Below are 18360 nucleotides of genomic sequence, written 5' to 3'. Positions count from 1 at the left end.
GCCTTCCCCTATATTTGAGGGGAAGGCTGCTGATTGGGGTTACGATTGAAGTAACTGTAATACGTTGGAACGATTTTGATTACTTTGTGCCTGCATGGCGACACTGCTTTGTTCAAGAACTTGCTGTTTGCTTAATTGTGCGAGCGCTTTTGCATAGTCGGTGTCATTAATCTGGCTTCGGCTACTTTGCGCATTGACGTTTTGGGTTGCCAGGTTTTCAACGCTACTGGCCAATCCGTTTTGTTGTGCACCGAGCTGACTACGGCTGGTTGACAGATTCTCTAATGCTGTCGTAATGGATGAGTAGGCATTACTTGCATTTGTAGCAGAGGTAATATCTAAGCCGTTTAAGCCTTGCGCGTTGGTTGTCAGGTTTGGAAAAGTCAAAGCATTGGTTGAGTCTCCCAAGCCAATACTGAGTGTGTTCTGAGAGCCGTCAAGTAGGTTTATGCCGTTAAAGCTGGTTTGACCGACATATTGATTGATTGCCTGTAGGCCTTGTTGGAACTCTTGGTTCAATGTCTGGCGTTGGGCATCGCTGTAAGTGCCGTTTTGAGCTTGTGTTGCCAGTTCCCCCAAACGAAGGAGTTGATTACCGATATTCTCTCCGGTGCTGTCAGCAATCTGCAGAGCGGAAATACCATCATTGGCATTACGCGTGGCAATGTCTTGTTGACCGATTTGGGTTGTCAGTGATGTCACAACGGCTTTTCCTGCGGCGTCATCTGCTGAGGTATTGATACGACTACCTGATGCTAGGCTTTGTTGAAGGCTTGTATAGGTGGTTGCGTTGTAATTGGATATGGAATCAATAGACATGGCTAACTTCCTCCGGTTGCGTACTTTATATTTCTATTTTACGCTTATTCGGCAAAGAATGAAAATTGTCTTTTGACTCAATGGGTTAATGTTAAATTTTGGGCATAAAAAAACCCCGGAGACCGGGGTTTTTTGTGTTGAGTCTTCTAAGATTACTTAGTGAACTCTGGGTATGCTTCCATACCACATTCAGCTTGGTCAACACCTTCGAACTCTTCTTCTTCAGAGACGCGGATGCCCATAACTGCTTTGATGATAGACCAGACGATCAAGCTTGTAATGAATACCCAAGCGAAGATCACTGCAATACCCGTTAGCTGAGCTACGATAGTTGCATCAGGGTTAGTGAAGGTAACAGCGATTAGACCGAAGATACCTACGATACCGTGAACAGAGATCGCACCGACTGGATCGTCGATTTTGAACTTAGTATCCATGATGATGATTGCGAATACTACGATGATACCACCAACAAGACCGATCAAAGTTGCTTCAAGAGCGGTTGGCGTTAGAGGTTCTGCTGTGATTGCAACCAAACCAGCCAATGCACCGTTCAACATCATAGTTAAGTCAGCTTTACCGAACTTCAACTTAGAAGCGATAAGTGAACCGATAACACCACCAGCCGCAGCCATTAGCGTGTTAACGAATACCATTGCTACTGCGTTTGCTTCCTCAACGTTAGATACTTTAAGCTCTGAACCACCGTTGAAACCGAACCAACCCAACCATAGGATGAATGTACCTAGCGTTGCTAGAGGTAGGTTTGCACCAGGAATCGCTTTTGATTCACCTTCAGGAGTGTATTTACCTTTACGAGCACCTAGTAGTAGAACACCTGCAAGTGCTGCTGCACCACCAGCCATGTGAACGATACCAGAACCAGCGAAGTCAAGGAATCCTAAACCATCTAGGAAACCACCACCCCATTTCCAGTAACCTTGCATTGGGTAGATGAACGCTGTGAAAACGATAGCGAAAACGAAGAAAGACATAAGCTTCATACGCTCAGCTACAGCACCCGATACGACAGACATTGCAGTTGCAACGAACACAACTTGGAAGAAGAAGTCTGACATACCTGAGTAGTAAGGCGCACCATCACCACCTTTCAACACGTCAGCAACAGTGTGATCTGGGCTCAACAAGAAGCTGATACCAGGAATGAAGCTATTGATAGCATCACTAGGATACATGATGTTGTAACCAACAAGCATGTACATAATACAAGCGATAGCGAAAAGACCTACGTTCTTCGCTAGGATTTCAGTCGTGTTCTTAGCGCGAACAAGACCGGCTTCGAGCATGGCAAAACCTGCTGCCATCCACATAACTAATGCACCAGTTACCAAAAAGTAAAAGGTATCTAGTGCATAATTTGTTTGAATTAATTGTTCCATACCTAAATTTCCTTATGACTAAATTTCAAATAGTTTGTTATCAACTTTGAAGAGAAATCATTGTGTGAATGAGTATCCTGGTTTGATTTCACTTCGTTAATGAATAAAAGAACTATTTAAAGGGCAACATCCCCGGTTTCTTCAGTACGAATACGCACTGCGTTTTCTAATGGGCTTACGAAAATTTTTCCGTCACCGATTTTTCCGGTTCTGGCTGCATTTCCGATTGCTTCAATCACGCTGTCCACCTTGTCATCGGCAACTGCGATTTCAAGACGAACTTTTGGAAGAAATTCGATGGCATATTCCGCCCCACGATAGATTTCCGTGTGACCTTTCTGGCGTCCAAAACCTTTGGCTTCTGTTACAGTCATCCCGTGCACATCAATTTCGTGCAGAGATTCGCGAACATCATCAAGCTTAAAAGGTTTGATAATTGCTACTACTAGTTTCATACTAACCTCTGATTTGTAATGAATAAAAAAAGAGTATTTCGTTGTCCTAGATAGCTCTGGCTGTGCCATGTACTAAAAACTCTTTTATAACAACAAGATATATTAATTTTTGACTTTATTTTAGAAAGTTATTTGAACCGTTTGGTGCAATTTTGTTTTTTATGGTGCATTCTAAATGAAAACTTTTTTTAGCCGCTTTCCGAAGATCGTTGTGGCATTAATAGCGCAAGGAATCGCCCTGATTATCTTGGCAGGTTTGGTTTTATTGGCGAGCCATATTGTTACGCCTCCTTACCCTTTGTGGGTATTGGTCATATTACAAGGGGTGCTGGCTGCATTCATCAGTTGCCGTATTGGTTTGCCCTGTTGGTGGCGTATCATTCAAATAGCTTTGCCTATAGGGCTTTACTTAGGATTAAGTTATAAAGTGAATCCTTGGGTGGCGTTAGGCATTTTTGTTGTGTTGTGGTTGGTGTTCTTTAATGCAATCAAAGAGCGGGTGCCACTTTACTTAACGAATAACACCACAAGAGAAGCACTGAAAAAACTTATCAAAAGGCGTCGCAACGTTAGGTTTCTCGATTTGGGAGCAGGCCTGGGAGGCAATGTAGTTTACATGTCCCAGTTGCCGAACGTGCAACGTTCTGATGGCGTGGAAACCGCGCCAATTCCGTATTTGATAGCAAGACTATTCACCTTATTTCGTGGCGGGCATATCTATGCGATGGATCTTTGGAAAACGAAAGTTGAATACTATGACGTTGTTTATGCTTTCTTGTCACCGGAGCCGATGGAGAAGTTATGGCAAAAGCTTTCCAATGAAATGACGAGCGGCTCCGTGTTTGTCACGAACAGTTTTGCCGTGCCCGATGTTGAACCATTTGAAGTTTGGGAACTAAACGACTCGCGAAAAACCAAGCTTTATATCTATCATATTCAATAAAAATAGCCAAAATCTACCAGGTTGGGGTACCAACCGGTTTCATTTTTAAGAGGAAGAAGTATGTTGAATGCTCAAAACAAACAGGAAATGATGAACCAAGTTAAAAGTTGGAGCCTTTTTGTTGAGCGGACTTTATCTAGATTCCCCGAGTGGATAGATTTAGTGAATTTTGAATCTTCTTATGGGGAAGGTGGGCTTGTTAGTAAATTGCACCAAAGTCTTGTTGCCAGTGCAGATTTGACGGCATTGAATCAGACATTGAGACAACATCGCCTGCAAGAGATGCTGCGCATTGCGGTGAGGGATCTCGGAGGGTTGGCACCGGTAGAAGAGACTTTGAAGGACTTGTCTTCATTGGCGGATGGACTTGTCTCTGGCACCTTGGATTGGCACTATGAAGATGCTTGTAAGCGATATGGAACGCCTATCGGTCAGTTCTCTGGCGAACCTCAAAAAATGTTGGTGATCGGTATGGGAAAACTGGGCGGAAGAGAGCTGAATTTCTCATCAGACATTGACTTGATTTTTGCCTACCCGGAGAAGGGGCAAGCGGTTAATGAAAGAGGTAAAGAGACGTCAAATGACCAATTCTTTATCCGCCTAGGGCAAGCATTGAATAAATCGCTGACAGAATACACCGATTTAGGCATGGTCTATCGGGTTGATATGCGTCTTAGACCATTTGGAGATTCTGGGCCTTTGGCGGTGAGTTTTAATGAGCTGGAAAATTATTACGAAATCCACGGGCGGGCATGGGAGCGTTATGCTTTGGTCAAGGCAAGAATCATTGCAGGAGATCAGGCAAAAGGAAAAGAGCTATTTGATATCCTGCGACCATTTGTTTTCCGCAAGTATGTTGATTTCACGGCAATAGAGTCGCTTAGAGAGCTTAAGGCAATGATTAACGCCGAAGTTCAAAAGAAAGATAAGCAGCAAAATATCAAATTGGGGCGGGGCGGTATTCGAGAGGTCGAATTTATTGTGCAAGCCTTCCAGCTGGTGCACGGTGGAAAAAACTTGGATTTACAAGGCAGAGAGCTTTTGCCGATGTTGGATCAATTGACTGGCAACCAGTTTATCGATAGTGCCACAGCAAGCGGTTTGAAACAGGCTTATCTGTTTTTGCGTAAAGCTGAAAACCGTCTTCAGGAATGGAACGACCAGCAAACACATGACCTTCCGCAAGAGGTGTCGCAGCAATTAGCCTTGGCTGAAGCCATGGGGTATCCAACCTATGTTGAATTCATGAGTGCTCTTGAAGAACAATTGAGCTTTGTTCAGCAGGAGTTTGATTTGTTGTTTGCGGATCAGGATGCTGAAGGGGAAGAGTCAATCGAGAGCGTAGGCGGTGAAGAAGGTCATCAGCAAGCTAACCCATCACTGGAAGAAAGCCTTTCGCATATTTTAGAGCAGTTCAAAAAAGAGCGATCCTATATTCATGCAAGCAGCGAGTCCTTGCAGCGTTTTCAGAAAGTCTTACCGAGAATCCTAAATGGCTTAAAACAGGTCGATAACCCTGAGATCACTTTGGAAAGAGTGCTGAAAGTGGTGGAAAGCATTATGAAGCGTAGCGTCTATTTCGTGCTTTTGAAAGAGAATGTCGGGGTCATTGATAACCTATTGAAGCTTTGTTCTTTAAGTGAGTGGATGACGGATATGTTGTCACGTTATCCAGCCTTGCTGGATCAATTGCTTGACCCTAGAGTGCTTTATGAGCCATTGGAGCTAGAAGAGCTGAAAAAGGAAGCTTATCACCTGCTGGAACAGTCTCAGGATGATGAAGAAATGTTCATGAATCAAATGCGTCAGTGGCGTCATGAAAAAGTATTCCGTGTTGCGGCGGCGGATGTGACAGGGCAGGTGCCTGTGATGAAGGTCAGTGACTACCTAACGTGGATTGCCGAAGCCGCTGTAGAAGTTGTAACCGAGTATGCATGGCGACATATGCAAAAACGTAATGGTTTTCCTGGTGGTTATGATTCGACACAAGGCATGCCCTTTTTGATTTTGGGTTATGGCAAACTGGGGGGAATTGAACTGGGGTATGGTTCGGATTTGGATATGGTTTTTCTTTACTACGGGCTGAATTCTTCAGATAAATCCGATGGCGAGAGAGGGTTGGAAAATAATGTTTACTTTATCCGCATGGGTCAAAAAATTATTTCACTGATGACAACCATGATGCCAACTGGGACGTTATATGAGGTAGATACACGTTTGCGACCGAATGGCGCGAGCGGCTTGTTGGTGACTTCATTTGAGAATTTCATGACTTATGAAGAATCGAAAGCTTGGGTTTGGGAGCATCAGGCATTGGTTCGTGTGCGACCTGTTGTGGGGTCTCAGCAAGCGAAACAAGGTTTTGAGGCATTCAAACGAGCATTTATTGCCAAGCAAAGAGATTTGGGTGTGCTCAAAAAAGAAGTGGTTGATATGCGTCAGAAGATGCAACAGTCTCTGGATAAATCATCCGATGAAACCTTTGATCTTAAGCAAGGTAGAGGGGGCATTGTTGATATTGAGTTTATGGTGCAATACCTAGTGCTTGGTTTTGCATGTCAACATGAAGAACTCACGGTTTGGTCAGATAATGTCCGCCTGCTTGAAGCGGTAAGAACGGCGAAAGTATTGGACGATGGTGATGTTCAATTGCTTGAGGATGCATATCGGGCTTACCGAAAAGCCTATCATCGTCTAGCGTTGCAAAATGTAAAAGCAATTGTTCCAGTTACTGAATTCCAAGATGAAAGAAAAGAAGTGACGAGAATATGGAATAGCTTGATGCTGGAGCGCTAAGACGCTTTGAGAGATGGTGATCTTGATAAATAAAAAAAGCGCCTGATAGGCGCTTTTTTAGTGAAGTAAAGCTAATGCTTAGGTTAGTTTTTCTGCTTGGTCTTACTTAGCTTCCGCTGTTTCAGCCACGTCAGCTATTTTTTCTGAAGCAGTTTCCGCAGGTTTTGCAACTTCTGCATCGACATCTGAACCAGGAGCAGGCGAATGAATCGATAAGGATTCCGCACCTTCAGGTTTACGACGTCTGCCATTGTAGCTTCTTGTGCTATAGCGGCTGCGACGTCTTGGACGACGATCTGATGACGAGTCATCATCATTGTCGCCTGAATCATTCGCAGATGCATTCACATCACCTTCATTCTGAGATTGTTCTTCCGTAACTTTTTTCTGGCTACGGCGACCGCGTCTCGGTGCAGGTTTTTCATTTGCGTTTTCTTCCGACGATGCAGCCTCTTTCTTGCTGCGAGTTTGTTCAGTATTCGCAGTTGCATTCTGGTCTGCTGGGCCAGTTTGCGTATCGGCGTCTAAGCTTGCGTCGTCTGTCGTATTGTTTTGAGTGTCGTTCTGACCTTCATTTTCTGGTTTACGACGGCGAGAACGGTTTCTACCATTACGGCGTCCATCTCTGCGTTTTCCACTAGACTGTTCTGTTTGTTCAGAACTCGTCTCAGTGTTGCTATCAGCTGCTTCTAACGCTGGGGTTTCAGCATCAGTGCGCTCAGTAGTTGTTTGACGACGTCTGTTGTTACGGTTACGGTTATTGTTGCGATTTCTTCCGTTACTGTTTCCGTTGCGGTTGTTTTGACGACGCTTAGGTTTAGCGGTTTCTTCCTCTTTTTCTTCAGGAGCGGCAAACAATGCTTGCCATAAACGGCTGAACAACCCAGGTTTCGCTTCTTCAACCTTTTGCGGTGGCGGAGGAGGCGGTGCGCTTGGTTGCATGTTTTTAATCGCCGGCTCTTCTTTGATAATTTGAGGCGGTTCAATGATTTCATCCATGTGATGATGTGTAATCACGTCTTTGATCTTATAGCTGGAATCATTTGAAACTTCTTCGCCGTGGCGAGTGCGTTCCATTTGGTAATGAGGTGTTTCCAGGTGCTCATTCGGAATGATCAGAATATGCAACTTGTGGTGATCTTCGATATGGATGATCTGATGACGCTTTTCGTTTAGCAAGAAAGTAGCAACATCTACAGGCAGTTGAACTGTGATGCGACGAGTATTTTCTTTCATTGCCTCTTCTTCGATTAAACGAAGAATGGAAAGCGCCAAAGACTCAACGCCACGAATCACCCCAACACCTTTACAGCGAGGGCACACCATTTGAGTTGATTCTTCAATTGATGGACGCAAACGCTGGCGTGACATTTCAAGTAAGCCAAAGCGAGATATTTTGCCAATCTGAACACGAGCACGGTCTGATTTAACGGCTTCGCGCATTTTGTTTTCAATATCTCGTTGGTGACGGCTTGAGTGCATATCAATGAAGTCGATAACAACCAGACCACCAATGTCTCTCAGGCGTAGTTGGCGAGCAATCTCACAAGCGGCTTCCAAGTTCGTGTGGTATGCCGTTTCTTCAATGTCACCGCCCTTTGTAGAACGGCTGGAGTTGATGTCGATAGAGGTCATTGCTTCCGTGATATCAATAACGATTTCACCACCGGAAGGTAGCTTCACTTCTCGCATATAAGCTGATTCAATTTGTGATTCAACTTGGAAACGAGTAAACAGTGGGATGCTGTCTTGATAAGGTTTTACTTTGTAAACCTGGTGCGGCATGACGTGTTGGATAAAATCACGAGCTTTATGGAAGGTGTCCATGTCGTCGATAATGATTTCACCGATGTCTTGGCGCAAATAATCACGGATTGCCAAAATGACGATGTCTGACTCTTGATGAATCAAGAAAGGTGCAGATTTTTCTTTAGAAGCATTTTGGATGGCATCCCAAAGCTGGATAAGATAGTTGATGCCCCATTGCAACTCTTCTGTTGATTTTCCAACACCTGCTGTACGAATGATTAATCCCATTCCATCGGGAATGTCGATGTCACGAAGTGCATCACGAGTGTCTGAACGGTCATCTCCCTCAATGCGGCGTGAAATCCCACCGGCTTTCGGGTTGTTCGGCATCATGACAACGTATGGGCCAGCAAGTGTGATTTGGGTAGAAAGGGCTGCGCCTTTATTACCACGTTCTTCTTTTTGAACTTGAACGATAATCTCTTGACCTTCTTTAAGAACGTCTTTGATGGTTAGTTTGTCGCCGGAGTGGTTTTCTGGATAATATTCTTCTGCGACTTCTTTGAAGGGAAGAAAGCCATGTCTTTCGGAACCATAGTCGACGAAAGCAGCTTCTAAGCTAGGTTCGATTCGAGTAATTGTGCCTTTGTAGATATTGGCTTTTTTCTTTTGATGGTGAGGGGTTTCAACGTCTAAATCATAGAGTTTCTGCCCATCGACTAATGCAATGCGAACCTCTTCGGGTTGCGTCGCGTTAATCAGCATTCTTTTCATGCGATTCTCTTTTATTATGTTAAAGAGAAACGAGTCAAAACATGTCAAAAATGAAAAACGGAAAATGAGTAGGCTTCTTTGCGGAGCTGCTGGGAGTTTGAGTGCTTCATAACCCTGTGCCTGTTTCGCACGGGTGAGCCTCAACTAAATCTTTTACTTCTTAATTTCTTTTCAAACGTTACAACACAGTGTCTGCTGTGAGGGGCAAGTAAAAGTCTCTCGCGTTGTTTTCGAGCTCTTATTTTTGTGCCATAAAAGCTCTTAGCCAAACCGGATGTTTCGTTAGTAAATCTTAAAAGAAACATCTGTTTTTATTTTGTTACTCGGTATTTTTGCTCAATAGTGAGAAAATCATCCCGTATGGTTATAGTATCGTCTTACGTTCATCGCTTGTTGGCGGTTGCAATCTATAACTTCTTCTATTTTTTGTCTGTTTGTCTGTTTCTCGTGGTACTTAAAATTGTTTTAAAACCGAAGCTTTAAAACTGTTAAAAAATTCTGTAATTACTTAGATTTACAACATAATTTTATATTACGTTAGATTTCTAGGTTCGCGCTAAATATATCACTCATTTTTCAGTGATGCAATGCATCTATCGTGATTATCTTGTAAACTAGCGCAAATTCTGTTTTTAAGAGAAAAAACATGTCTGTAAAGTTTATTACTGCAACCTCGGAAGATGCGGGTCAAAGAATTGATAACTTTCTGATGCGGCAGTATCGAGATGTACCAAAAACACTTATTTATCGCATTATCAGAAAGGGTGAAGTTCGTGTTAACAAAGGGCGCGTCAAGCAAACCACCCGTGTTCAAGAAGGCGATTTGATTCGTATTCCCCCCATTAAGACTGCGGAAAAAATGGAAGTCAAAATTCCGGCGGCGCAATTGGAACGCATTGAACAGTCTATTTTGTATGAAGATGCAGATTTGATGGTGATTAACAAACCTTCCGGTGTGGCGGTGCATGGCGGTAGTGGCGTGCAATTCGGTCTGATTGAAGTGGTGCGTGAGTTAAGACCCTTGGCGAAGCGTGTAGAGTTGGTGCATCGTCTGGATCGGGAAACATCCGGTTGTATTCTTTTAGCTAAAAAAGCTTCTATCTTAAAAGTGCTTCACGAGCAGATTCGTGAAGACAAAATGGTGAAAGAGTATTTGGCATTGTTGTCCGCGCATTGGCCAAAAGGAAAGCAAAAAATTGATTTGCCGCTGTTGAAAAATACGCTGCAGTCGGGTGAAAGAATGGTGGTGGTTGATCCCACAGGCAAACCTTCAATTAGCTATTTCAAGATTGAGCAACATTTTAAGGAAGTTGATCTGGTTAGTGTGCGTTTAAAAACAGGACGTACACATCAAATTCGTGTGCATGCGCAATCTCAAGGGTGCCCCATTGTCGGTGATGACAAATATGGCGACAAGCAAGTTAATAAGCGTTTTTCGAAGCTTGGCATGAAGCGATTAGCTCTGCACGCACAATTTTTGTCATTTAGGCATCCAGGAAAAGAGGATGAAGGTTTGATGAAAGTGGAGGCGCCGCTACATCATGATTTTCAAGCTATTATTGAATATTTATCGAACGAAGGCGATGTAATATCAGCCACCTGAATGAAAGGTTTTGAATGAATCAGAAAAAGTATCAATGTGTTATTTTTGACTGGGATGGGACGTTAATGGATTCCGAGGCGAGAATAGTCGCTTCGATTCAATATGCAGCAAAGCATGCGGGTTATCCGGTTTTATCTTATGACGAATCCAAGCGTATTATTGGATTGAGTTTGGATAAGGCTATCTATACGCTATATCCGGATGCTGATGCGTCGGGAATCGAAATGATGGCACAAGGTTATACAGAATACTTTTTGAATCATGCTGATATCGATATGAAGCCTTTTGAGGGGGCTGAAGCCCTTTTGTCGATGTTGAAGCAATCGGGCGTTAAGGTGGCGATTGCGACAGGTAAGAGTCGAAAAGGATTGAATCAGGTTTTGGCAGAAGTCGGATTTGAAGGTTATTTTGATATGACCAGAACGCCTGTTGAGGCAGAGTCAAAGCCGAGTCCTTTAATGTTGCAGCAAATTATTGATGCGTTTGGCTTGTCAGCAAGTGATGCGGTTATGGTGGGCGATACTGAGTTTGATATGCAGATGGCAAAAAATATTAATATGGATGTCATTGCATTAAGTCATGGTGTTCATGACTTGGATGTGTTGATGACTTATGAGCCCGTGTCTTATTTTGATGATTTATTTGCTATGGCAGACTGGCTTAAGCATCGTATCACCCCTTATTCTGATTAAGTTTTTAGGTAGGGGAGTTGAATGCCACAGGCTTTGAGGTGGGTGGTGAGTTGAATCAAAGGCAGGCCAATCAAGGCGTTGGGGTCAGAGGATTCAATTTTTTCAAACAGGGTAATCCCGAGTCCTTCGGATTTAAAACTACCTGCACATTCAAATGGCTGTTCCAGCATCAAATAGTTGTGAATATCGTCATCCGATAGATTTCTGAAAAAAACCTTAGTGATATCCAGTGACTGATATGTCTTTTGGCGAGTTTGATCAATTACCACCAATCCCGTCAAAAACGCTATGGATTGACCGCTAAACCCTTTTAGTTGATTGAATGCGTTCTCATAATTATGGGGCTTACCGATGGGTTTTTCTTCAAAAACCGCACTTTGATCTGAGGCAATAATGATGGCATTCTTCACTGTGTTTGCCACTTCATTTGCTTTTGCCAAGGAAAGGCGGTTGACCATTTCTTCAACGGACTCCTGCGCGAGAGGAGTTTCATCGATGTCCGGTTTGGCTGTTGTGAAAGGCAGGCAGAGTTTTTCAAGCAATTGTTTACGAAAAGCCGAAGTGGATGCAAGGATGATAGGGGGTAGCTCGGATAGTGGTTGCATGTTCATGGTGTTATGGTTGTTTAGTTGTTGTTTTAATTGAAATTTAGCGCAAATTCTCAATTAAAAAATATGTGATATTAATTTTGACTTTGCGATTCAATAAGAGTATGATTCGCGCCATGTTTGACAAGCTTCCAGATTTGATTGATCCGATTTACTCTGCACAACATCATAAACGATTTGTTGCCAGAGTCAATCAGGGGAAATTTCCCCGCTTGGTAGAGCATTTGGTAGAAGCCAATCATGATGTTGTTGTGGATGTTCAGTTTTATAAGCATCCGGAGCATAAAATGATTGCGTTTGATATGCACCTTGAAACGGTTTTGAGTTTAAGATGTCAGCGCTCCTTAGAAGCATTTGACTATCCTGTTAAATCCGATGTTACCGGTGTTTTTGTAGAGTCACTATCGCTTGCCGATGATCTGCCAAATGATATTGAAGTCTATGAGCTTCCTGAAGACAAGTTATCGTTGATCGAATTGATTGAAGATGAAGTGATATTAAATGTGCCATTGTCACCTATTGATGAGACAAGGGAAATGGCATATGAAAACCCTCCGGAAATCCAAGATGAGATTTCCGAAGAAACGGAACCCAAAAAGAATCCGTTTGCAGTTTTGAAAAGTTTGCAGAAAGATTCGGATTAGATTGATTTTAGGAGAACTATAATGGCTGTTCAGCAAAATCGTAAAACCCCTTCAAGACGTGGAATGCGTCGTTCTCATGATTCTTTGAGCGCGCCAACGTTGACTGTTGATCAAACAACAGGTGAAATTCATCGTCGTCACCACGTGACTGCCGATGGGTACTACAAAGGTAAAAAAGTTATTCAAGACAAATAATTGTCTTTAAAGTCTTAAGACCCTGCTTTCGGCAGGGTCTCCTTTCCAATTTCTTCCTGTTTTAAATTGTCTTAACGTGTTTAGGAACCTATCTTGAGTATTTCAATTGCAGTAGATGCGATGGGTGGCGATCACGGTGTATCAGTAACCGTTCCCGCTTCCTTAAAAGCCCTATCCAAATTTTCAGATATTTCTATTGTGCTAGTGGGTCAGCAAGCGCTGATTGAAAAAGAACTGGCCAAGCATCAATATGATGCAAGTCGTATCAAAGTCCATCATGCTGAGCAAGTTGTTGAGATGGATGAATTACCATCTAAAGCACTGAGAAATAAGCGTCAATCGTCAATGCGTTTGGCTTTAAATCTTGTCAAAGATGACGAGGCGAAAGCTTGTGTGAGCGCGGGCAATACCGGTGCTCTGATGGCGGTTTCCAAGTTTGTACTAAAGACTTTGCCTGGGATTGATCGTCCTGCTATTTGTACCTCCATGCCGACCATGAAAGGGCATGTTCATGTTTTGGACTTGGGCGCAAATGTCGGCGCGGATGGCGAGAGTTTAGCGCAATTTGCCATCATGGGTTCTGTTCTGGCTAAAGCAGTAGATAGCAACGCTAACCCGCGAGTGGGGCTGTTGAATATCGGAGAGGAAGAGATTAAAGGTCATCAGCGCATCAAAGATGCGAATGAAATCCTGAAGAGTAGCAAGATCAACTACATTGGCTATGTAGAAGGTGATGAAATCTATAAAGGTGACGTCGATATAGTGTCTTGCGATGGTTTTGATGGGAATGTTGCATTGAAAGCCAGCGAAGGGGTTGCCAAAATGATCTCTTTCTACTTGAAAGAAGCTTTCAATAAAAATTTGCTGACCAAGTTGGTCGCTCTAATTTCTTACCCTGTGCTTAAAGCTTTTAAAGAAAAAGTCGATCCAAGACGTTATAATGGTGCATCATTTTTGGGGTTGCGCAAGATTGTCATTAAAAGTCATGGTGGTGCGGACGCGTTTTCTTTTTATCATGCTATAGCGGAAGCTCGGCTTGAAGTGATTAAGAATGTTCCAGATTTGATTGCTCATGAGGTGAAGGCACTTCTGGAAACGCAGTCGGCTGTGGAAGAAGCTTCTGAAGCCAGCACGGAGCAGCAGGCGTAAATAATATATAAACAATTCAGCGGGCTAAAAAGCCAAAGCAGGTATCAATGAGTCAAAGAATCTATAGTCGTATTATTGGAACAGGGGGGTACCTTCCTGAAAAAGTAATGACGAATGCAGATTTGGAGAAGATCGTTGATACCAGTGATGAGTGGATTAGAGAACGCACAGGAATTGAGCAAAGACGTATTGCTGCCGACAATCAAACTACTTGCGATTTAGCCTATGAAGCCTCTATTCAGGCGATGGAGATGGCTGGTGTTCAAGCTTCAGAACTTGACTTAATCATCGTCGCCACCACAACCCCAGACAAAATCTTTCCTAGTACCGCAACACTACTTCAACAGCGTTTAAACAATCATGGTGCGCCAGCATTTGACGTTCAGGCAGTGTGTACTGGATTCGTTTATGCATTAAGTATTGCTGATCAGTTCATGCAAACGGGTATGTCCAAAAAAGCCTTGGTTGTTGGTGCAGAAACTTTATCTCGTATTACCAATTGGGAAGATCGCAATACCTGTGTGTTATTCGGAGATGGTGCCGGCGCAGTGGTGCTTGAAGCTTCTAGTGAGCCAGGCATTCTTTCTACTCATATTTATGCTGATGGCCAATATGAAGAATTGCTTCATGTGCCGTCTGGACCTTCTAAGAAGCCTGCTACGGATGATATTTCCGAGCGTACGATGCATATGAAGGGTAATGAAGTCTTTAAGATCGCGGTCAATACGTTAAGCAGCATCGCTAAAGAGACCTTAGAGGCCAATAATATTTCAAAAACCGATTTGGATTGGTTGGTTCCGCATCAAGCGAACCTACGCATTATTAAAGCGACAGCGAAAAAGCTAAGCTTAGGCGATGATCAAACGGTAATTACAGTTAATAAGCATGCAAATACCTCAGGAGCTTCCATTCCGCTGGCGTTAAACGAAGCGGTCAGAGATGGAAGAATTCAGCGTGGGCAAACACTTTTGTTAGAAGCGTTTGGCGGTGGGTTTACCTGGGGCTCTGCACTAATCAAATATTAATATTCCAAATATAATTCGCGCGAAACTAATTTAACGTTTAAAGGTTTAATTCATTATGTCATATGCATTTGTGTTTCCTGGGCAAGGATCTCAATCGATCGGAATGATGGCCGATATGGCCGCTCAGTATCCTATGGTGAAGTCAACATTTGAAGAAGCGTCAGATGCGCTTGGCTATGACTTGTGGAAAGTAACACAAGGTGGCCCTGAAGAAAAGTTGAATCAGACTGATGTTACTCAGCCTGCTATGTTGACGGCAGGGATTGCGACTTATCGTGTTTTGAAAGCCGAAAAAAGCCTTGCACCTGCCTATATGGCAGGACACTCTCTAGGGGAATATACAGCTCTAGTGGCAGCAGGTGTGCTGGACCTGGCTCAGGGCGTGAAGTTAGTTGAAACACGTGGTCGTTTGATGCAGTCTGCGGTACCAGCCGGTGAAGGTGCAATGGCAGCTATATTGGGCTTGGAAGATCAGCAGCTTGTTGATATCTGCGCTAAGGTTGATGGCGTGGTTGAAGCGGTTAACTTTAACTCCCCTGGTCAAGTGGTGATTGCCGGTGCTAAGGCTGCGGTTGATGCGGCTTTGCCTCTGTTTGAAGAAGCTGGAGCAAAACGAGTTGTTCCTTTGGCAGTTAGTGTACCTTCTCATTGCTCTTTGATGAAGCCTGCCGCAGATGCGCTAAGTGAAACTTTGGCGGCAATGGAGTTTAATGCACCATCAGTTCCTGTTATTCACAACGCCAGTGTACAGTCTTTTACAGATGCTGCGGCTATTAAGCAAGCATTGGTCGAGCAGTTATATCGCCCGGTTCAGTGGGTTAAAACAGTCGAGACGATGAAAGCCAATGGTGTTGAAAAACTATTTGAATTAGGGCCTGGTAAAGTTTTGATGGGATTAAATCGTCGCATTGATAAGGGCATGGGAATCATGGCTGTTTATGATGCGGATTCAGTTGCCAAAGCATTAGAAGCGTTGTAAATAAGACGTTTCATTTTTAAGAGAATAGATAAATTAAAAAATTTGATTCATTTCACTGTCAATACATTAAAATTGCGATATCAAATTTGAACTGAGGAAAGGGTATGTTAACTGGAAAGATTGCTTTTGTAACGGGTGCAAGCCGAGGGATTGGAAAAGCCATTGCATTGGACTTAGCAGCAAATGGTGCAACAGTTATCGGTACAGCGACTTCTGAATCTGGCGCAAATGCTATTTCAGAATATTTGAAAGAAGCCGGTGCGACAGGTGTGGGAAAATGTTTGAATGTGACTGAGCCTGATATGATTGCGAATGTACTGTCAGAAGTTACAGAAAAGTTTGGTGTGCCGACCATTCTGGTAAACAATGCGGGAATCACAAGAGACAATCTGTTGATGCGCATGAAAGATGAAGAATGGGATGACATTATTCAAACCAATCTGAGCTCAGTTTATCGTATGTCTAAAGCTTGTCTTCGTGGCATGATGAAGGCAAAAGGTGGTGCTATCATCAACATCGCATCTGTTGTCGGTGTGATGGGGAATGCAGGCCAAACCAACTATGCAGCTGCGAAAGCCGGGATTATTGGTTTCAGCAAATCTTTGGCAAGAGAAGTGGGGTCTAAAAACATTACCGTTAATACGATTGCGCCAGGTTTTATCGATACCGATATGACTCGTGCTTTGTCAGAAGAGCAGCGTGAATCTTTAACCCAACAAATTCCTTTGAAACGTTTAGGCTCACCCGAAGACATCGCTAAATCAGTAACCTTCTTAGCGTCTGAAGGCGGAAGTTATATTACCGGCCAAACATTAAATGTCAACGGCGGTATGTACATGATTTAATTAGCCTTTGATTTTCCTCAATTTTTCAAAATAGATGCAATAAAAAGCTTGAAAATTGAGAGGGTTAAGGCGAAAATGACCGCATTTAATTTAACTTAAACAAAAACCGGAGAATATTCCATGAGCAGTATTGAAGAGCGCGTAAAGAAAATCGTTGTTGAACAACTAGGTGTTGAAGAAGATCAAGTTACTCCTGATGCTTCTTTCATCGATGATTTGGGCGCAGACTCTCTAGACACAGTTGAGTTAGTAATGGCTCTTGAAGAAGAGTTTGATTGCGAAATTCCTGACGAAGAAGCAGAAAAAATCGCTACTTTGGCACAAGCTACATCTTACATTGAAGCTAACCTAGACTAAGTAATAGCTTTTCTATTCAAAAAAGGCCGTTTTTACGGCTTTTTTTGTTTTTATGAAGCTGATTTGAATATAAGGAAAATACATTAGATGCGCAGAGTCGTGATTACAGGTGTTGGTTGTGTGACACCAATGGGAAATAATACTGCGGATTCATGGGCTGCTGTTCTAGCAGGAAAAAGCGGAATTGACTATCTAAAATCATTCGATACGGAAGGGTTTGCGGTGACCTTCGGTGGTGAAGTCAAAGACTTTGATGTCACGCAGGTTATTTCAGCCAAAGATGCTAAAAAAATGGATCCTTTCATCCATTACGGCATGGTAGCTGGAACAGAAGCGCTAAAAGACTCTGGTTTGGAAGTTACCGAAGAAAATGCTCATAGAATTGGTGTTTCTATCGGTTCCGGTATCGGTGGTATCGGTTCTATTGAAAAGCAACATGAAACCTTGTCGGCTTCTGGTCCGCGTCGTGTATCTCCATTTTTTGTGCCGAGTGCCATCGTTAACATGGTATCGGGTAACTTTTCGATCATGCATGGTTTGAAAGGTCCGAATATGGCGATTGCAACGGCTTGTGCTACAGGAACACACTCTATTGGTGACTCTTTCCGTATGATTCAAATGGGAGATGCAGACGTCATGCTGGCTGGTGGTGCCGAGCATGCAGCAACCCCTCTAGGTCTTGCTGGGTTTGCAGCGGCCAAAGCGCTTTCAACGCGAAATGATGACCCTAAAACGGCGAGTCGTCCATGGGATAAAGATCGTGATGGTTTTGTCTTAAGTGATGGTGCAGGTGTTGTGGTACTTGAAGAATACGAGCATGCCAAAGCTCGTGGTGCAAAAATCTACTGTGAAGTCATTGGTTTCGGTATGAGTGGTGACGCTTATCACATGACCAAACCGGCAGAAGGGGGAGCAGGTGGTGCGCGTGCTATTCAAAACGCTATTAACAACGCTAAGCTAAACCCAGAGCAAGTCGATTACATCAATGCGCATGGTACATCCACACCGGCTGGTGATGTTTGTGAAGTTGGCGCGGTCAAATCTGTATTTGGGCAACACGCTTATAACCTGACAATGAGCTCGACTAAATCTATGACTGGTCATGCGTTAGGAGCAGCAGGTGCGATGGAAGCTGTTTTTGTTGCTAAAGCAATTGAAGAACAAGTCTTACCTCCTACCATGAACTTAGAGAATCCGGATGAAGGTTGTGATTTGGACTTTGTAGCTGGCGAAGCCAGACAATCCAAGCTTAACTATGCGGTTTCAAACTCTCTAGGTTTTGGTGGAACCAACGCAACGCTGGTCTTTGCCAAAATCTAGGATTGGC

17 protein-coding genes are annotated in these 18360 nt (G+C 43.3%); 12 read left to right on the top strand and 5 right to left on the bottom strand.

Annotated features, from left to right (window positions below; translation table 11 throughout):
- Positions 1–39: 39 nt before the first annotated feature.
- The 3 genes from F8R13_RS08485 to F8R13_RS08475 all read right to left on the bottom strand — a co-directional run bounded on the left by F8R13_RS08485 (position 40) and on the right by F8R13_RS08475 (position 2674).
- Positions 40–819, bottom strand: coding sequence for a flagellin (locus tag F8R13_RS08485; protein ID WP_152833582.1), 780 nt, complete (start codon positions 817–819; stop codon positions 40–42).
- 152 nt (positions 820–971) lie between these two features.
- Complete coding sequence (locus tag F8R13_RS08480) at positions 972–2219, bottom strand: ammonium transporter (RefSeq protein WP_152833580.1); 1248 nt, start codon at positions 2217–2219, stop codon at positions 972–974.
- Between the two features lie 116 nt (positions 2220–2335).
- The gene (locus tag F8R13_RS08475) at positions 2336–2674 is read right to left on the bottom strand and encodes a P-II family nitrogen regulator (protein ID WP_029909906.1); all 339 of its coding nucleotides are present in this window, start codon (positions 2672–2674) and stop codon (positions 2336–2338) included.
- A 175-nt stretch (positions 2675–2849) separates the two neighbouring features.
- On the opposite strand from F8R13_RS08475, the gene F8R13_RS08470 reads away from it, so the two are divergent.
- Together F8R13_RS08470 and glnE are read left to right on the top strand one after the other, a co-directional pair.
- Positions 2850–3617, top strand: a complete 768-nt coding sequence (locus F8R13_RS08470; protein WP_152833577.1) for a hypothetical protein — start codon at positions 2850–2852, stop codon at positions 3615–3617.
- A gap of 60 nt (positions 3618–3677) precedes the next feature.
- Complete coding sequence (glnE, locus tag F8R13_RS08465) at positions 3678–6413, top strand: bifunctional [glutamate--ammonia ligase]-adenylyl-L-tyrosine phosphorylase/[glutamate--ammonia-ligase] adenylyltransferase (protein ID WP_152833575.1); 2736 nt, start codon at positions 3678–3680, stop codon at positions 6411–6413.
- 102 nt (positions 6414–6515) lie between these two features.
- On the opposite strand, the gene F8R13_RS08460 is transcribed toward glnE, so the two are convergent.
- The gene (locus tag F8R13_RS08460; protein WP_152833573.1) at positions 6516–8936 is read right to left on the bottom strand and encodes an Rne/Rng family ribonuclease; all 2421 of its coding nucleotides are present in this window, start codon (positions 8934–8936) and stop codon (positions 6516–6518) included.
- 646 nt (positions 8937–9582) lie between these two features.
- Between F8R13_RS08460 and rluC the strand changes: the two genes are divergently transcribed.
- Both rluC and F8R13_RS08450 read left to right on the top strand, forming a co-directional pair.
- The gene (rluC, locus tag F8R13_RS08455; RefSeq protein ID WP_152833571.1) at positions 9583–10539 is read left to right on the top strand and encodes a 23S rRNA pseudouridine(955/2504/2580) synthase RluC; all 957 of its coding nucleotides are present in this window, start codon (positions 9583–9585) and stop codon (positions 10537–10539) included.
- Between the two features lie 14 nt (positions 10540–10553).
- Positions 10554–11231: an HAD family hydrolase gene (locus tag F8R13_RS08450; RefSeq protein ID WP_152833569.1), complete on the top strand. Its 678-nt coding sequence runs from the start codon at positions 10554–10556 to the stop codon at positions 11229–11231.
- On the opposite strand, the gene F8R13_RS08445 is transcribed toward F8R13_RS08450, so the two are convergent.
- Positions 11228–11842 carry a nucleoside triphosphate pyrophosphatase gene (locus F8R13_RS08445; protein WP_371414932.1) on the bottom strand — a complete coding sequence of 205 codons (615 nt, stop codon included), beginning with the start codon at positions 11840–11842 and terminating at the stop codon, positions 11228–11230. The genes F8R13_RS08450 and F8R13_RS08445 overlap by 4 nt on opposite strands.
- A 113-nt stretch (positions 11843–11955) precedes the next feature.
- Between F8R13_RS08445 and F8R13_RS08440 the strand changes: the two genes are divergently transcribed.
- The 8 genes from F8R13_RS08440 (at position 11956) to fabF (ending at position 18353) form a co-directional block, all read left to right on the top strand.
- Positions 11956–12483 (top strand): DUF177 domain-containing protein, encoded by a 528-nt coding sequence (locus F8R13_RS08440; protein WP_172967740.1) that lies wholly within the window; start codon positions 11956–11958, stop codon positions 12481–12483.
- Positions 12484–12504: 21 nt separating this feature from the next.
- A complete protein-coding gene (gene rpmF, locus F8R13_RS08435; RefSeq protein ID WP_029909883.1) occupies positions 12505–12678 on the top strand; it encodes a 50S ribosomal protein L32 in 174 nt (57 codons plus the stop codon).
- 93 nt (positions 12679–12771) lie between these two features.
- On the top strand, positions 12772–13827 hold the full coding sequence (gene plsX, locus F8R13_RS08430; protein ID WP_152833565.1) for a phosphate acyltransferase PlsX: 1056 nt from the start codon (positions 12772–12774) through the stop codon (positions 13825–13827).
- Between the two features lie 47 nt (positions 13828–13874).
- Positions 13875–14852, top strand: a complete 978-nt coding sequence (locus tag F8R13_RS08425) for a beta-ketoacyl-ACP synthase III (protein ID WP_152833563.1) — start codon at positions 13875–13877, stop codon at positions 14850–14852.
- A 55-nt stretch (positions 14853–14907) separates the two neighbouring features.
- Positions 14908–15831 carry an ACP S-malonyltransferase gene (fabD, locus tag F8R13_RS08420; RefSeq protein WP_152833561.1) on the top strand — a complete coding sequence of 308 codons (924 nt, stop codon included), beginning with the start codon at positions 14908–14910 and terminating at the stop codon, positions 15829–15831.
- 104 nt (positions 15832–15935) lie between these two features.
- Positions 15936–16676, top strand: coding sequence for a 3-oxoacyl-ACP reductase FabG (fabG, locus tag F8R13_RS08415; protein ID WP_152833559.1), 741 nt, complete (start codon positions 15936–15938; stop codon positions 16674–16676).
- A 120-nt stretch (positions 16677–16796) separates the two neighbouring features.
- Entirely contained in the window at positions 16797–17033 is a 237-nt protein-coding gene (acpP, locus tag F8R13_RS08410) for an acyl carrier protein (RefSeq protein WP_152833557.1), read from the top strand.
- A gap of 87 nt (positions 17034–17120) precedes the next feature.
- Positions 17121–18353 carry a beta-ketoacyl-ACP synthase II gene (gene fabF, locus F8R13_RS08405; protein ID WP_152833555.1) on the top strand — a complete coding sequence of 411 codons (1233 nt, stop codon included), beginning with the start codon at positions 17121–17123 and terminating at the stop codon, positions 18351–18353.
- The last annotated feature ends 7 nt before the right edge of the window (positions 18354–18360 follow it).

This window comes from Hydrogenovibrio sp. JE_KL2, from assembly GCF_009296185.1.
Lineage (GTDB): Bacteria > Pseudomonadota > Gammaproteobacteria > Thiomicrospirales > Thiomicrospiraceae > Hydrogenovibrio.
The sequence above is the reverse complement of the archived record's forward strand: the minus strand, read 5'-3'. Positions and strand labels throughout refer to the sequence as shown.

Excerpts from the sequence above, each read along its gene's own strand:
- F8R13_RS08460 (WP_152833573.1), bottom strand. The coding sequence starts at position 8,936 with ATGAAAAGAATGCTGATTAACGCGACGCAACCCGAAGAGGTTCGCATT.
- acpP (WP_152833557.1), top strand. The coding sequence starts at position 16,797 with ATGAGCAGTATTGAAGAGCGCGTAAAGAAAATCGTTGTTGAACAACTA.
- F8R13_RS08480 (WP_152833580.1), bottom strand. The coding sequence starts at position 2,219 with ATGGAACAATTAATTCAAACAAATTATGCACTAGATACCTTTTACTTT.
- rluC (WP_152833571.1), top strand. The coding sequence starts at position 9,583 with ATGTCTGTAAAGTTTATTACTGCAACCTCGGAAGATGCGGGTCAAAGA.
- F8R13_RS08425 (WP_152833563.1), top strand. The coding sequence starts at position 13,875 with ATGAGTCAAAGAATCTATAGTCGTATTATTGGAACAGGGGGGTACCTT.
- F8R13_RS08440 (WP_172967740.1), top strand. The coding sequence starts at position 11,956 with ATGTTTGACAAGCTTCCAGATTTGATTGATCCGATTTACTCTGCACAA.
- F8R13_RS08475 (WP_029909906.1), bottom strand. The coding sequence starts at position 2,674 with ATGAAACTAGTAGTAGCAATTATCAAACCTTTTAAGCTTGATGATGTT.
- F8R13_RS08445 (WP_371414932.1), bottom strand. The coding sequence starts at position 11,842 with ATGAACATGCAACCACTATCCGAGCTACCCCCTATCATCCTTGCATCC.
- glnE (WP_152833575.1), top strand. The coding sequence starts at position 3,678 with ATGTTGAATGCTCAAAACAAACAGGAAATGATGAACCAAGTTAAAAGT.
- F8R13_RS08470 (WP_152833577.1), top strand. The coding sequence starts at position 2,850 with ATGAAAACTTTTTTTAGCCGCTTTCCGAAGATCGTTGTGGCATTAATA.
- fabD (WP_152833561.1), top strand. The coding sequence starts at position 14,908 with ATGTCATATGCATTTGTGTTTCCTGGGCAAGGATCTCAATCGATCGGA.
- rpmF (WP_029909883.1), top strand. The coding sequence starts at position 12,505 with ATGGCTGTTCAGCAAAATCGTAAAACCCCTTCAAGACGTGGAATGCGT.
- F8R13_RS08450 (WP_152833569.1), top strand. The coding sequence starts at position 10,554 with ATGAATCAGAAAAAGTATCAATGTGTTATTTTTGACTGGGATGGGACG.
- F8R13_RS08485 (WP_152833582.1), bottom strand. The coding sequence starts at position 819 with ATGTCTATTGATTCCATATCCAATTACAACGCAACCACCTATACAAGC.
- fabG (WP_152833559.1), top strand. The coding sequence starts at position 15,936 with ATGTTAACTGGAAAGATTGCTTTTGTAACGGGTGCAAGCCGAGGGATT.
- fabF (WP_152833555.1), top strand. The coding sequence starts at position 17,121 with ATGCGCAGAGTCGTGATTACAGGTGTTGGTTGTGTGACACCAATGGGA.